This window comes from Mechercharimyces sp. CAU 1602 (genome assembly GCF_024753565.1).
Taxonomy (GTDB): domain Bacteria; phylum Bacillota; class Bacilli; order Thermoactinomycetales; family JANTPT01; genus Mechercharimyces.
This window is the reverse complement of record NZ_JANTPT010000007.1, coordinates 1-15827: the sequence shown is the minus strand read 5'-3', so window position 1 is coordinate 15827 and position 15827 is coordinate 1. Positions and strand designations below refer to the sequence as shown.

At 43.4% G+C, this 15827-nt stretch carries 10 protein-coding genes, 1 rRNA gene and 1 pseudogene; 7 read left to right on the top strand and 5 right to left on the bottom strand.

Features of this window, described 5'->3' with window-relative positions; genetic code table 11:
- Positions 1-366: 366 nt before the first annotated feature.
- Positions 367-1341, bottom strand: coding sequence for an ABC transporter substrate-binding protein (locus NXZ84_RS14990; protein ID WP_258841162.1), 975 nt, complete (start codon positions 1339-1341; stop codon positions 367-369).
- A gap of 163 nt (positions 1342-1504) precedes the next feature.
- Here NXZ84_RS14990 and NXZ84_RS14985 point away from each other — a divergent pair, with 163 nt between their 5' ends.
- From NXZ84_RS14985 to NXZ84_RS14975, 3 genes are read left to right on the top strand one after another with little or no spacing between them, the layout of a single operon-like run.
- Positions 1505-2530 (top strand): FecCD family ABC transporter permease, encoded by a 1026-nt coding sequence (locus tag NXZ84_RS14985; RefSeq protein ID WP_258841161.1) that lies wholly within the window; start codon positions 1505-1507, stop codon positions 2528-2530.
- Positions 2527-3561, top strand: coding sequence for a FecCD family ABC transporter permease (locus NXZ84_RS14980; protein ID WP_258841160.1), 1035 nt, complete (start codon positions 2527-2529; stop codon positions 3559-3561). The genes NXZ84_RS14985 and NXZ84_RS14980 overlap by 4 nt, the downstream gene beginning before the upstream one ends.
- A gap of 13 nt (positions 3562-3574) precedes the next feature.
- Entirely contained in the window at positions 3575-4408 is an 834-nt protein-coding gene (locus tag NXZ84_RS14975; protein ID WP_258841159.1) for an ABC transporter ATP-binding protein, read from the top strand.
- Between the two features lie 128 nt (positions 4409-4536).
- Here NXZ84_RS14975 and NXZ84_RS14970 read toward each other — a convergent pair whose 3' ends face one another.
- Positions 4537-6114 (bottom strand): bifunctional metallophosphatase/5'-nucleotidase, encoded by a 1578-nt coding sequence (locus tag NXZ84_RS14970; protein ID WP_258841158.1) that lies wholly within the window; start codon positions 6112-6114, stop codon positions 4537-4539.
- A 210-nt stretch (positions 6115-6324) separates the two neighbouring features.
- Between NXZ84_RS14970 and NXZ84_RS14965 the strand changes: the two genes are divergently transcribed.
- From NXZ84_RS14965 to phnE (NXZ84_RS14950), 4 genes are all read left to right on the top strand, one after another.
- Positions 6325-7254 carry a phosphate/phosphite/phosphonate ABC transporter substrate-binding protein gene (locus NXZ84_RS14965; protein ID WP_258841157.1) on the top strand — a complete coding sequence of 310 codons (930 nt, stop codon included), beginning with the start codon at positions 6325-6327 and terminating at the stop codon, positions 7252-7254.
- An 82-nt stretch (positions 7255-7336) separates the two neighbouring features.
- Positions 7337-8101 (top strand): phosphonate ABC transporter ATP-binding protein, encoded by a 765-nt coding sequence (gene phnC, locus NXZ84_RS14960; RefSeq protein ID WP_258841156.1) that lies wholly within the window; start codon positions 7337-7339, stop codon positions 8099-8101.
- A gap of 5 nt (positions 8102-8106) precedes the next feature.
- A complete protein-coding gene (gene phnE, locus NXZ84_RS14955; RefSeq protein WP_258841155.1) occupies positions 8107-8886 on the top strand; it encodes a phosphonate ABC transporter, permease protein PhnE in 780 nt (259 codons plus the stop codon).
- Entirely contained in the window at positions 8883-9671 is a 789-nt protein-coding gene (gene phnE / locus NXZ84_RS14950; RefSeq protein WP_258841154.1) for a phosphonate ABC transporter, permease protein PhnE, read from the top strand. Before phnE (NXZ84_RS14955) ends, phnE (NXZ84_RS14950) begins: the two co-directional genes overlap by 4 nt.
- 293 nt (positions 9672-9964) lie before the next feature.
- On the opposite strand, the gene NXZ84_RS14945 is transcribed toward phnE (NXZ84_RS14950), so the two are convergent.
- From NXZ84_RS14945 to NXZ84_RS14935, 3 genes and pseudogenes are all read right to left on the bottom strand, one after another.
- The gene (locus tag NXZ84_RS14945; protein WP_396654052.1) at positions 9965-12667 is read right to left on the bottom strand and encodes an OmpL47-type beta-barrel domain-containing protein; all 2703 of its coding nucleotides are present in this window, start codon (positions 12665-12667) and stop codon (positions 9965-9967) included.
- A gap of 544 nt (positions 12668-13211) precedes the next feature.
- A pseudogene (locus NXZ84_RS14940) lies at positions 13212-14849 on the bottom strand (endonuclease); the annotation flags it as partial.
- 449 nt (positions 14850-15298) lie between these two features.
- Positions 15299-15827, bottom strand: a 16S ribosomal RNA gene (locus NXZ84_RS14935); the annotation flags it as partial.

Genomic DNA, 15827 nt, shown 5'->3' with positions numbered 1-15827 from the left:
GCGCCAAGGCATCCACCGTGTGCCCTTATTCGCTTATCCTCTATATAAAGGATCTCACGTTTCTTACAACCGGTGTTGTTGTAATACCCTTGACTCATTGAAGTATTTACTTTTCAAGGTGCGTAAGCCACGTTCTAAGTGGCGACAAGTAATACTATAGCATATGATGAATTGTGCTGGCAACACCTTTCGTCTACTATTTTACATTTTCATAGTTTAGAATAAAATTCCTTACACTAGTAGATTCGTGCGAGCAGCATTCCTTGGTATAAAGGAACCCTTTTTCCTACTTCACAATTTCGTTTATGCGAACATACATAAAAAGGAGTGTGGCACCAAAGCGCCACACTCCTTTTGTCATTTCCCTCACTTGGAGGTAAAGTACTTTTCTAGATCATCTAGCATCAGGTTAGCCGCTTTATAGCCACCCGCTGTATTCCACGTAACATCGTTTACTTCATATACTTGACCACTTTTTACTACGTCGAGATTTTTCCAGAGTGGGTCATTCATCCACTCATCTTGAGCACTCTTCAAATCTTTCTCTTGACCTTCCATCGCAAAGGAAAGAACCGCCATTACATCGCCATCCATCTCTGGGATGCGTTCTTTCGTCACTTTTGCATAGGGATCTTCCTTACCCGTCTGTGATTCTGGGCGGGACAATCCTACTTCTTTAATAATAGCATCTGGGAACATATTGTAGGAGATACGTGTATGGTCAGGCAAGAATCGTACGATAGATACTTTGGTATCCGCTTTTTCACCTAGCTTCTCTTTAAAACTAGCTACACGCTTATTCCAGTCATCCATTAATTGAGTAGCTTTCTCTTCTTTGTTTAACGCTTCCCCATATAATGCTACATTATCTTTCCAGGTTACACCGATATAATCACTCATCACGGTAGGTGCGATTTGCGATAGCTTATCATAGATTTTCTCGTGCCGTACTTTCGTTCCGATGATTAAGTCTGGATTGAGAGAAGCGATGGTTTCCAGGTTAGGTTGTAACTCATCCCCTACTACCTTTACTTCCTTAAGATCATCCTTTATGTAATCAAAGAAAGGGTCGCCAATCCAAGATTGAACTGCACCTACAGGTTTCACGCCCATAGAGACAACGATATCCGTTCCTTCATTAGTGAGGACGACAACACGCTCAGGAGTTCCTTTAATTTCTGTTTTCCCCATAGCATGTTCTACAGTGCGTACTGCTTCACTCTTCTTTTCTTTCTCCTTTGAGCCTGTATCGGCTTCATTCGTAGTACAAGCAGTTAATGCTAGCGAGAGCACCAACAATAACGATAAAAGTGTATAAAATCGATTCCAACGGCGTTTCATCCGTTCTTCACCTCTAATTGATAAAGATTTTCATTACCATTTGAACTATACAATGATCTATACCCGTTTGTCAACTAAATGAAATTGATTCTCAATATTATTGACATTTGAGAACCATTCTCATAAAATGAAGGCGAAGCAACTATAAAGGACGACGATACGGATGAAACCATTAATCGATTCACACAGGGGGAAATGGTTGGGCTTAATCTTTGGCACTGTAGTGCTTATGATCTGTTTTTTGCTCAGTTTATCTCTCGGCCTACAAAATTACAGTTGGAATACGCTTGTACGTGCGCTCGTTTCTCTTTCTTCCAATATAGCTAGTACGAATCAAACTGATCTAATCATCCAAACAGCCCGTCTTCCTCGCGCAGTCATCGCTGTAGTCGTCGGTGCCAATATGGCCATGGCAGGTGTTTTGATGCAAGGGCTTACCCGTAACCCGCTTGCCTCACCTGGCATCTTCGGAATTAATGCGGGTGCCGCCTTTTTCGTTGTCATGTCGATCTCTTTTTTCTCTGTCAATTCCTTGACCGCATATACATGGATAGCCTTTGCAGGGGCTGCCATAAGCGGAATCATCGTATATGTGCTAGGCTCAACTGGACGAGAGGGAATGACACCCATCAAACTTACCATTGCCGGTGCTGCGATCTCAGCTCTATTTTATACCTTAGTGCAAGGCATCTTGGCACTTGATCAACGAGCACTTGAAGAGACACTCTCCTGGATTAGTGGCTCCGTGCAAGGGCGTAAATTAGAAATGCTAGCGGAAGTGATGCCTTTCTTTCTACTCGCATGGTGCTTAACCGCTGTGTTAGCACGACCGATGACCACTTTATTGATGGGGGATGACACAGCTACTGGTCTAGGCATGCGCACGACTTGGGTGAAACTAAGTGCCTCCGTAATCATTATTCTCTTAGCAGGAGGGTCAGTCGCAGTCGCAGGTCCAATATCGTTAGTGGGTCTCATCATTCCCCACATGGCACGTTCATTAGTCGGAATTGATTATCGTTGGTTACTTCCATACTGTGCCATACTAGGAGGGGCTTTTCTCCTCCTTGCCGATGTTGGAGCCCGTTTTATCTCATACCCAGAAGATATCCCGGTGGGTGTGCTTACTGCCCTTATCGGGGCACCATTCTTTATCTTGATCGCCAGAAGGGGCTTTACAGCATCATGAAAAAAGAACTTGATCTTCGTACTTCCTATTATTCAGCCTCTCTAGATATGAAAGCTTTATGGTATTCACTCATCTTTTCTCTGGTTTGCATCCTTACCTTTCTCTTAAGTACAGGCATAGGGGACTATTACTTATCTCCTGTCGAGGTATTGCAAACATTAATAGGCGCAGGGGATCCTCGTATGGAGCTGATCGTCTATACTTTTCGACTCCCACGGGCGTTAATCGCACTTATGGTTGGTATTTCATTAGCTGTGTCAGGGAGTATCCTACAATCACTCGTACGCAACCCGCTCGCCTCACCTGATATTATTGGCATCACAGGCGGGGCCTCTGCAGGGGCCGTTGGATTTCTCGCATTTGCCAGCGGAGCAAGTATTGTATGGCAGCCCATAGCTGCCTTTGTGTGTGGGATTATCACAGCATTTCTTATCTATCTGTTCGCTTGGAAAGAAGGCATCAGTCCGATGCGCCTCATTTTAATTGGGATCGGTTTTAATGCCGCAGCTCAAGCTCTCACCACTTTATTCTTAATTAAGAGTCCTATCTATACCGCCAGCCAATCTTCTATGTGGCTAGCTGGGAGTATATATTCTAGCTCGTGGAAAACAGTGCACCTCTTGCTTCCTTGGCTTCTCTTCTTTCTGGTTTGTACATTTTTTATCGTTCGACACCTGAATGTGCAGCAATTAGGAGAAGATATTGCTAAAGGTCTCGGGACTTCTCTTCAATGGAATCAGTTTCTGTTGGTCATCATCAGTGTTGCCCTCGCCAGTGCGGCTGTGGCTGCAGCAGGCCCCATCGGCTTTATAGGTCTAATGGCACCACACATCGCTCGTATGCTTGTCGGTCCCATTGTCAGTTCTTATTTACCTGTTGCCGCCTGTATAGGAGGGATTCTCTTGTTAGTAGCAGACATGATTGCACGGACGGCGTTTGCACCACTAGACCTACCTGCGGGAATTTTTACTGCTATTTTAGGAGCCCCCTTTGTCATCTACCTACTTTATCATCATGGCCGCAAGGCTTAAGGAGGAGTATAGCATGAATCGTTCTGCCCTTAAGACAGAAAAACTAACATTGGCATATGGTCAATCTACCATTATCGATAATCTAACTCTCTCACTGCCAAAGGGGAAAATAAGCGTGCTCGTAGGTAGTAATGGCTGTGGTAAGTCAACCCTCTTACGCTCCCTCGCTCGATTGATGAAACCACATCAAGGAAATATCTTACTCGATGGTAAATCCATTCACCACCAATCGACTAAAAAGCTTGCCCAGAACCTAGCTATCTTACCCCAAAGCCCTATCGCCCCCGAAGGCTTAACCGTACAGCAACTAGTAAAACAGGGTCGCTATCCCTATCAAAGTTGGCGCAAACAGTGGTCACACGAAGATGAACGGTGTGTCGCCTGGGCTCTGCAAGTAACCCATATGGAAGAATATAAAGATCGCACCATCGATGCCCTGTCAGGGGGGCAACGCCAGCGTGCGTGGATTGCTATGGTTCTGGCTCAAGATACAGACATCATTTTGTTGGATGAACCTACTACATATTTAGATATGGCCCATCAAATCGAAGTGCTCGACCTGCTATTTGAACTAAATGAAATGCAAAACAAAACGATCATCATGGTGTTACACGACCTTAATTTAGCTTGTCGATATGCGGACTATATGGTGGCGATTAAAGACCGTGGGGTTTTTGCTCAAGGTCACCCTGAAGAGATTGTGGACGAAGATATGGTCAAAGAGGTGTTTCATATGAAATGCCAAATATCCTTTGATCCTATCTTTGGCACCCCACTCTGCGTTCCCTATGGAAAAGGGCGGACTATTCGTCAAGCTCCTCCTATCTCAGCGGTAAGTGGGTCATAGCATGGAGATGTAACAATCAGGTATATGTGTTATCCTAATGTAATATGATTCCACATTACAAAAAGCTGGTGTACCTCCTGCGCAGGAGGTACACCAGCTTTTCTCTTCTTCTCTATTGTAAAGGCAACCTAGTCATGTATAAGCGACCAGTTCTCCTCTACTTCTGCCTTCACGGTTCCAGTTCTCGTTATATATTCAACGATCAACTCCGACATCTCCGTCGGTACCTCACGCACAACTTGTTTCCCTTGGAACATATGATAGTTACCCCCACCACTAGCACGATAGTTATTCATTACAACATCATACTGCCCATCCATCTGTAATGGGGATCCATGATAAGACAATCGAGTTATCCGTTCGCCGATAGGGCGTGAGATATCAATCCTATATTCAATACCGTCCCACATATCATAGTTATAATGCTCCGGTTTTGGGTATAAGAACTTAGGGTTAACCTCAATATTTTCGCCGTTATACGGGGCAAAGTACGATGCAGAGTGCTCTAACGCATCCTTAATGTCTTGTCCACTAAGACGAAGAACCTTAAGTGTATTAGGATAGATATAGTTGGCTACGATATCTCTCATCGTTACAGCATTAGGAAAGCCGGGAGCATAATTATCGAACAAAGATGTACTAGCTATATCAACACCTGCTGCATCCATCTGAACCCGATTGATAAATTGAATCATCGCATGTTTTTTGGTGCGAATCTCCATAGGATCTCGCACTAACATATCGCCTTCAATCACGCCAATCGGCTGATCTAACCAGGTTTGAGTTGCTTCCTCGTATGGCTGAATCAAAGAAACGATCTCCGCATCAACAGGGACACCTTCTACAGCTAATAATTCCCCCTCTTTACCCGTCACCTTCCATCTTCCTTCGCTCTGATCCAAGGTTACCGTTATCTTTGCCAAGAAGCGGCCATTGTTTCCCGGTTGTACGACTAATACATCGTTAGCAGTACGGGCGATTAAATCACGGTGTTGATGACCCGTCAACAGTACATCAATACCCGCTACTTCTTCACATATCTGATACCCTTGATTCTCTCCAGTAAGTGGTTCTAAGGCTTCTCCGCTCTCTATATCTCGTTCCAATCCTCCATGGTAAGAGACCACAACAAGGTCGACCTGTTCTATTTCACGTAGATAAGTAACCCATTTTTTAGCAGTAGTAACGGGGTCAGCAAAATCCATCTTCTCAATATGCTTGGGATCTTCCCAATGAGGAATGTACTGAGTAGTAATTCCGAGCACGCCCACCCGCAATCCATGTTCATATTCTCTGATGATGTAGGGTTGACCATAGAGAGGCTCCCCCGTCTCCTTCGCCAGTACATTGGCAGAGAGCCATGGAAAGGAAGAATCCCGCACCACTTGATCTAACGTCTGTTGTCCATAATTAAACTCATGATTGCCAAGTACAGCAGCATCATAACCGAGTGTATCTAAGATCTTTACCATTGGATTTGGAGCCGTCGTACCAATCCGTGCACAGTAATAAGCGAGTGGAGAGCCTTGAATCACGTCTCCATTATCTATCAAAATAGTGTTTTTTCCTTCTGCTCGCACTTTTTTAATCAAGCTAGCTACTTTAGCAACTCCCACTTCCATCTCTTGGTTCAACCCATAGTGGAGGGGTAGAACATGTCCGTGTATATCGCTCGTCTCTAAAATTGTAATTACCTGTTTCTGCATCGTAATTTTATCACCTTTCTACTACAGCGCTATCTCACTACTTCTCTCTTTTCACGATAATACCACACCTAATTATACCTGCTTTCTTCTTTCGTCACCAACTGGAAACAAATAATCACGATTTTTTCTATGATATTTACACACAAAAGTGCAAAATGTGATATATTGTTTATGGAATTCGTATTCACTATGTTAAATGGGGGTTTCATCATGTTCAAACGACTCATGGGTGTCGGACTTTCCGTTGCACTCGCAGGAGGACTGCTAGCCGGCTGTGGTGGGGAAGCGGCTGACGATAATAAATCAGAAAAATATACACCAAAAGAATTAAATGTCCAGCTTATCCCTTCGCAAAATGCCGCTGTATTGGAAGCGAATGCTAAGCCACTCGCTAAACTGCTCGAAGAACAACTGGATATTCCGGTAAACGTAAGCATCTCTACTGACTATAGCACCATCATCGAAGCGATGGATTCTAAAAAGGTAGACGTCGGCTTTTTGCCACCAACCGGTTATGTACTAGCTAAAGATAAAGGTGCTGCCGAAGTGCTACTTCAAGCACAACGTTATGGTGTCAATAAAGAAGATGGAGCGGCTACTGACGAATTAGTTGACTACTACCTAGCATATATCATTGCTAAAAAAGACTCCGATATTAATAGTTTAGAAGACCTTAAAGGTAAATCAATCGCTTGGCAAGATGTAACTTCTTCTGCCGGCTATGTATGGCCAGCAGTCGAATTAAACAAAGCCGGTGTTGACCCTCAAAAAGATGTAAAAAGCACCATCTTGCAAGGACATAGTGAAGCCGTTTTAGCTGTACTCAATGGCCAAGTAGATGCAGCTGCCGTTTTTGGTGATGCTCGTAATATCGTTAAAGGCGATTTCCCTAAAGTGTTTGAAGAAACAAAGATTGTACATGCTACTGAGCCAATCCCGAACGACACAATCAGTGTACGTCCGGATCTATCCGACGAATGGAAAAAGAAAATTCAAGATGCCTTTATCGCTATAGGTAAAGACTCTGAAGGCCAAAAAATCATCTCCAGCATGTATTCGCATGAAGGCTATACCGCTTCTGACGATAAAACATTTGACATCGTTCGCGAATATCAAGAAAAAGTGGAGTCGTTACAGTAATTAGTATCACAGTTCCTATGGCCGTTCTCGTGATGAACGGCCTTTTTCTTTTCCTAAACTTTACGAAGAAGGTTGGAAAAACATGATTGAATTAAAGAATATATCCAAAGTGTACCCAAATGGAACAGTCGGTTTAAATCAAATTGATACTACGATTAATCAAGGGGATTTTGTTGTTATTGTAGGTCGCTCTGGTGCGGGAAAATCAACACTTCTTCGCTCGATCAACCGCCTGCATGAAATCACAGACGGAGAAATCATTATCAACGGCAACTCCATTACGAAAGCCAAAGGAGATCAGCTACGTAAGATTCGTCGTGATATCGGTATGATTTTTCAAAGTTTCAACTTGATTAAGCGTACCACTGTCTTAAAAAACATCTTATCGGGTCGAGTTGCTTACCACTCCACCCTACGTACTTTATTGGGATTATGGCCAAAAAAAGATGTAGAGTTAGCGCTACAAGCTCTCGAGCGTGTGGGTATTCCTGATAAAGCGCAAACACGTGCAGATGAACTATCTGGTGGACAGCAACAACGGGTATCCATTGCGCGTGCATTAGCACAAGAAGCGAAGATCATTCTTGCTGACGAACCTGTAGCTTCGCTCGATCCTCTCACAACTCGTCAAGTTATGGACGATCTGCGTCGCATTAACCAAGAGTTAGGGATCACCATGGTAGTTAACTTACACTTTATCGATATTGCACGTGAGTATGCGACCCGCATCATCGGGCTCCGTGATGGAGAACTGGTCTTCGATGGTCCTGTTGCAGAAGCTACAGATGAGAAATTCTCCGAAATCTACGGACGCGATATTAAAAACGACGAATTGTTAGGAGATTAAGGGATATGAATGAAAACAGCATCGTATCACCTTCAAAAACGAAGTCAACACTGACATGGACATTAATCCTACTCTTTCTTTGGGGTAGTGCCTATCAAACAGGAGCTACACTAACGGATGTCTTCGTTGGTATTCCTGAAATGGGGGAAATCCTCGTTCAAATGGTTCCGCCTGATTGGGCGTACTTCGACCGAATTTATGGTGATATGTTTCAAACAATTCGTATGGCACTATTAGGCGCAACATTTGGCGCTATACTAGCTATCCCACTTTCACTTTTCTCTGCCTACAATGTATTTCCGTCTTCTTGGGTTGTTCAGCCTGCACGCTTTGTGTTGAATATCCTCCGCACGATTCCTGATCTCCTTTTAGCAGCTATCTTCGTAGCTATCTTTGGCTTAGGTATTATTCCAGGGATTTTTGCTTTAACAATCTTTTCTCTCGGCATTATTGCCAAGCTAACTTATGAGTTTGTTGAAACCATTGATCCTGGACCAATGGAAGCCATGACTGCTGTAGGGGCGAATAAGATTCAATGGATTTTCTTTAGTGTGATTCCACAAGTATCCGCTCAATTTGCTGCTTACTTTCTCTATACCTTTGAAATCAATATTCGTGCCGCAGCTATCTTAGGGCTAGTAGGAGCAGGTGGGATTGGGATGCATTATAAGAGTACCCTCGGCTTCTTACGTTATGACCAAATGTCCTCAATCATCCTATTAACCTTAGTCGTGGTCATGGTTATTGACTTTATAACCAAAAAAATACGGGAGAAATTGTTATGAGTTTGCAAACAAAACAACCACGTAACTGGCGCAAATGGGTCATCATCTTTGCCATCATTGGCATCTACATCTGGGCATTTGCAGGAATGCCTAGCCTAATATTTCAAGAAACCGCTGGACAAATATCTCTTTCCATCTTGGATGGACTTCTACATCCCGACTGGGATTATGTATATAACCCTGAGGGCGGGGACTTATTACGTGGCCTGCTTGAGACGCTTTCCATCGCTTATTTAGGTACATTCGTATCAGCGTTTCTCTGTCTGCCTTTCGCATTCTGGGCTGCTCGCAACTTAAGTCGGTACCGCTTTATTTCGGAATCAGGGACATTTGTCCTCAGTTTTATTCGCACCTTTCCTGAAATCGTAATGGCATTGCTCTTTATTAAAGCAGTAGGACCAGGAGCATTTGCTGGGGTACTCGCACTCGGAATTCATTCCATCGGGATGCTAGGAAAACTATACTCTGAGTCGATTGAAACCATAGATGATGGTCCTATGGAAGCACTACTAGCATCTGGCGCGAACAAGCTCCAAATATTGTGGTTTGCAGTGATCCCACAAGTGATTCCATCCTTCATCTCTTATACTTTATACCGTTTTGAAATTAACCTTCGCTCTGCTACCATTCTGGGCATCATTGGTGCAGGCGGTATCGGGGCACCCTTGCTATTCGCTTTGCAAACCCGAGCGTGGGATCGTGTTGGAATTATTCTCTTCGGTATTATTGTCATGGTTATGGTTCTCGATCTTCTCTCTAGCTATATCCGCAAGAAAATTGTATAACAATTTTTAGCGAGTCTATGTACTGATATGAAGGTATCCACCTCATATCAGTATTTTTTTTATTCCTCTACATGCCACCAATCACATGAATAACTACTCGCCTTACTCTATTTCTGGCATTGTTGAATTATACTCATCCCATATGCACATCCATCTGCCATGCATCACTGAGATAGCCGATTGCACCCGGCTATCATTACTTATACTATATCCAGTCTAGAAAAAAGAGTTTTCATATGTATGTATAAAAAGAGGGAGCAAAGACCTCCAGGCCATCTACTCCCCCCTATCCATTACTTCCGACTATCGATAAGTGAATCAATCATCATGTTGATATCTTTTTTCTCATCTTTCGAAGCATCTGCTTTATCAACCAGATCGCTTAAACACTTCAGTGTGGTTTTACCCGCTTTTTCATAGCCTTGCGCTAATCTCGCATTTCCTCTTTCATGGTAATGATCCGCTTTCTTAAAGTAGTAATCTACTGCTTTTGCTTTTACTAAGAGTAGACGCTCCACCGCTTTCGGATCAATATTAGATGACTTGATCATTTTCTTTAAACTCTTAGCACTTACAGTCAACACGTCTACGCTTACTTCTTTCACTTCTTCTACATTACCTGTCTTATCGAATGCACGATACTGAAGGCTTGTTTTCCCTTCTGCACTTACAACGATAGGTTCTTCATACTGCTTCCACTCATCTTCACCAATGCGGTACTCTACTTTTTCCACTCCTGTACCCTCATCCGAAGCGGTAAGAGTAATCTTAGCTTCACCTGAGTAAACACCAGTGGAGAATACATCACCTGTCACACTTACTTCTGTTTGTGGCGCAGTAACATCTGCTATACTAAAACCTTCTACAGAAAGGGGTTTAAGTTGATAAGTACCCTTATAAATAGAGGATACCCCAGAGATATTCACTTTCTTACCTTCATACTGTGCAACAATCTCATCATACTTAATTCCAGTACGTCCATCCACACGCACACGTGTCGTCTTCTCTCCTGCCACAGCATCAAATTCAAAAGTACCGTGCTGTGAAGGTTCACCTAGTGACTCAATAGAGACATTATCTAAACGAATCAACTCACCTTGATTACTGTCACCTGCCGCTTCCACTACTTTCGGTTCTGGCAGTTCGCCCGTCCCTACTTTCTCAATAGCTACAAGGTTTGTCAGTTCCACCTCTGTATTATAGATAACAATAGGCGCACTGATGCGTACCTTGTCACCTACTTCGAAACCGCTATCTTTTTGATATACATAAATCCCTGCTGTATCATCCTGTAGATAAAATGCTTCGCTACCAAAGATTCCTGGCTTCGTTGTAATAACGCCTTCTACTGTTACTAGCTTGTTTTCTGCCTGTTTACGAGCATCAGCAATACTACTTAATGCAGGTAATTCTATTTCATCTTTAGGCAAATCTTCTGCTGGCACATTATCAATAGTAACTGCGTTCGTCAGCAGTTTACTCGACCCTTTACGCAGACGCAAATTAGCCTCGCCTACGGTTCCTTCTTTTATCTGTACAGTCACATCTTTGGTAGCGCGACCTAACTGGTCAGCGGTCATTGAAAAATACGGGCTATAGCCATAGTTATCTGGCCAGCTACCGTCTTCATTTTGTACCTTAGCTACTTGTGATCCACCTGCTACGTAAATACCAAGATTAACATCATTCACTGTAGAACCTGGGACGAGATCCTCCATCACAACACGAATCTGGAAAGTTTCTGCATTGGGGAGGACATCTTGGTGTACAAGCGAATAAGTTGGATTTTGTTCAGCTTCTTTACTAGAACCATAGGCACCTGGACTAAAAGTGGACATATCCCACCATAGGTATCCTTCTCCTGGAGCTGACCACGGTTCTGGTTGGGGCTCGGTCGAAGCAGCAGGTTCTTCAAAATCAAGCAGCGGTGTAGGTTCATCTAATTCCAAACCTTCTACTTGATCAAAGCTAGTATACTCTTCTTGATTCGCGAGCCAATTAATCGTATTGATCAAAAAGGTTGCATCGTCTTCTTCTTTAAAGCCATCATACGTTTTCTTTGAACCAGTTTTATCTTCACGCATATACTTAGGGGTTGCATCTTCTACTGGAGATGAATCTCCAATGAAAGCAGCTTTCCCTTTGCCTAGTTTCGCAATAGCCGCATATGGTCCTTCAGCCACTCCGCCACCTGCATACACACCTTGATCAACAGCATGTGGCCATGCGGCATCTGTTTCAGGAAGGTATACTACACCTTTTGCTTTCTTTGGATCTGTAATGACGATTGTAGAACCAGCGTGCATAGCAACGGTATTCACACCTTCGGTAATTCCAAAGGATTGCTCTGGCTCAACAATAATATTCGCACCTATATCGCCAAGTGCATTGTAACGAAAACGCAAACCAAAATTACTTTCCAACCAATCTGTGCTGGTTACATCTTTCATAGCGTCAGAATTGGCTTCTGCCTCGCTCATCCCTTTGGTCGGATCATTAAATGCTCCACGTCGGTAACCATTAAATACTTCTGAAGAGTCCCACCGGTTTTTATTGCGATCAGCGTTGTAATGATCCGCTACAAAAAAGATGCTTCCGCCATTTTCAACATATTGAATTAGTGCGTCTTGCTCGGAAGTTTTATAAGGGATGTTTGCTTCTGGCATGACAAAAACATTGTATTCTTTAAGGTCATCGTAGGTGATCGGAGTCGTTTTACGTAACTCTTTTACGTAAAAACCATCTTCTGCTAATCCATGAGCGAAGTCTGAAAAAGCCCCGTCAATCACCCAGTCTGCTGCACCTGCTGTCTGTCCGTGGGTGTTATCAAATAATACTTTCTTGCCTGCATTCTCATTATCCACTTTAGGTTGGATCTCAGGAGCAGGATCTGTTGGTCCCTCTGCAAACGATTGCTGGGTTGGTATAAAGAACACCCCCTGCAAAATTAGTGCAAAAGCCAACAACACTTTTAAAAATACGTGTTGAAAACGCAAGAACAAAGCACCTCCATGATGTCATCAATCTATGAATGTAAAAATATTAACCTCTTATATTTTATCATGGAAGTTGCAAAATGGTACACTTTTTTTCAGTTAAAATGATCCTATTTTCTCTATTAGGATAGATTAATGTTGTCTTTATACTTAATAATGTTACATTATAGTGGCACAATCATCCAGTCATACCTTAAATGTCAACTATTTTTTCGCACTAAAAAACAGGACGTAAAGCCATATCCGGCTCCACGTCCTATTCTATCTCCTTACATCGCTATTCAACTGTAATCGGCTTGGTCAATAATGTTTTCCCCGCTTGTCGCAAACGGATATTAGCATCCCCTGCGGTTCCTCGTTTAATCCATACGGTAAGTTCTTTACTCGCATATCCATTCTGATCCGCTGTCACGGTAAAATCAGCACTATAGCCATAGTAATTGGGCCACGAGCCATCTTCATTCCGAATTAAACCTACTTGTGTTCCATTGGCTTGATAAATACCCAAATCAAGATCTGCCTTTGTCTCCCCCTTATGAGCGTTAGTCAGTACAACCCTCACTGTAAAAATCTCAGCATCTGCCACCCTTTCTGGCACACCTAAGGTGTAAGACAATTCCCCTTGCGATTCGATTGGAACATCGTCAATTGTTACCTGCTTCGACAATAACTCGCGTGAGCCTTCACGCAGACGCAAAGTAGCTTGACCAACCAGTCCTTCCTTCACCTGAACGGTTACGTTTTTGGTGGCTACACCATCGTTACCCGCTGTGATAGAAAACGACTCGCTATAACCATATTGACTGGGCCACGATCCATCAGCGTTTTGTATTTTTGCTACTTGAGTGCCGCCCGATGTGTATATCCCAAGATTTACTCCGGACAATGTTGTTCCAGGTGTTAAGTTGCTAACCTTCACCTCGATATTAAACGAGGTAGCATTAGGTAAGGTTGACTGGTGACCCAGTTCATAACTAACTTGTTGCTCTTGATTCTGCTCAGTTGCTCCATACGATCCAGGCTTAAAAGTAGATGGATCCCACCAATCATACCCTTCGGCTGGCTCCGCCCATGGCTCTTTCTCTGGTTCAGTTGAAGCAGACGGTGTTTCAAAAGAGAGAAGAGGAGTAGGTTGATCCAGAGTAAGACCCTCTACTTGATCCAGACTGGTATAGTTTTCTTGTTTGGCTAGCCACTCCATCATATTGATGAGCAGGGTAGCATCATCGGCTTCCTTAAAGCCATCGTATGTCTTTTTCGTTGTACCTGTCTCTTCACGCATATATTTCGGCGAGGCATCCTCTACTGGAGAAGAATCACCAATAAAAGCGGCCTTTCCTTTTCCTAATTTAGAAACAGCAGCATATGGGCCCTCCTCGATTCCTCCACCAGCATACACTCCTTGATCGACAGCATGTGACCAAGCAGCATCTGTTTTTGGTAAATATACGATGCCTTTAGCTTGCTTTTCATCTGTAATAGCAAGTGTTGAACCTGCATGCATAGCGACTTTATTTACACCTTCAGTAATACCGAATGCTTGCTCAGGCTCAACAATTTGAGTCGCTTCCACATCACCCAGAGCGTTATAGCGGAATCGAATCCCAAAATTATCTTCCAACCAATCGGTGCTAGTTACATCTTTCATCGCCGTTGAAGAGGCTTCACTAGAACTCATTCCTTTGGTTGGGTTCCCATAGGCACCTCTACGATAACCATTAAATATCTCTGAAGAATCCCAGCGATTTTTGTTGCGATCCGCATTATAGTGGTCAGCGATAAAAAAGAGACTGCCACCATTTTCGACATATTGAATCAACGCCGCTTGCTCTGATGTCTTATATGGTATGTTCGCTTCTGGCATGACAAAGACATCATAATCTTTTAAATCATTATAAGTAATGGGAGTCGTTTGACGAAGCTCATTCACATCAAATCCGTTCCCTACCAAACCATCAGCAAAATCTGAGAAAGCTCCATCAATCACCCAGTCTGCTGCACCGGCTGTCTGTCCATGGGTATTATCAAACAATACCTTTTTGGATGAACTATCATTTACTACCTTTTCTGTTTTTACAGGCGCGGATTTCTCTGCCCCCATCGCCCAAGAGTCTGTTGCTCCAGAAGTAAACAACAACCCCTGTAAAGCAAGAGTAATGATAAGTACCATTTTTAGATACATACGTAGAAAACGCACTAACTCCCATCCCTTCTCTACCAGTTTCATATTTTTCCTAGTTGGCATCTTTATTCTACAATAATCGACACCAAATTAGATATACTTTTTATGAAAAAAGTTATGCTATATTTATCTAATTTGATATCATACCATACTATATCTAGTATATTGTTGAAACTTTAACCATTATATATATATAATAGTTGTATACTGAAGATTAAGTTATTTAAATCTATCACTAAGAGATAGGAGATTAGCACAGGAACTTCCTTCAGTCGCTTGGGAGAGCCCATCAAGTAAGAGGATTACTCCAACGGCAAGAATTGAAAAAAAAGAGCCCCGAAGGACTCTTTATAAAATCATTCCCTGAAAACCAAAGAGCGAAAAGCTAGTTCCAAGCCGCAAGTCTTGCTTGTTGTTGCTTTCTCGTTTTGCTCGTTCGAGCTCCGTAGAAAGGAGGTGATCCATCCCCACCTTCCGGTAGGGATACCTTGTTACGACTTCACCCCAATCATCTGCCCCACCTTCGGCGGCTGGCCCCGTAAAGGTTACCTCACCGACTTCGGGTGTTGCAAACTCTCGTGGTGTGACGGGCGGTGTGTACAAGGCCCGGGAACGTATTCACCGCGGCATGCTGATCCGCGATTACTAGCGATTCCGGCTTCACGTAGGCGAGTTGCAGCCTACGATCCGAACTGAGACTGGTTTTTTGGGATTGGCTTCACCTCGCGGCTTCGCTACCCGTTGTACCAGCCATTGTAGCACGTGTGTTGCCCAGGACATAAGGGGCATGATGATTTGACGTCATCCCCACCTTCCTCCGGCTTTCACCGGCTGTCTCGTTAGAGTGCCCAACTCAATGCTGGCAACTAACAATAAGGGTTGCGCTCGTTGCGGGACTTAACCCAACATCTCACGACACGAGCTGACGACAACCATGCACCACCTGTCACTTCTGCTCCGAAGAGAACCTCTATCTCT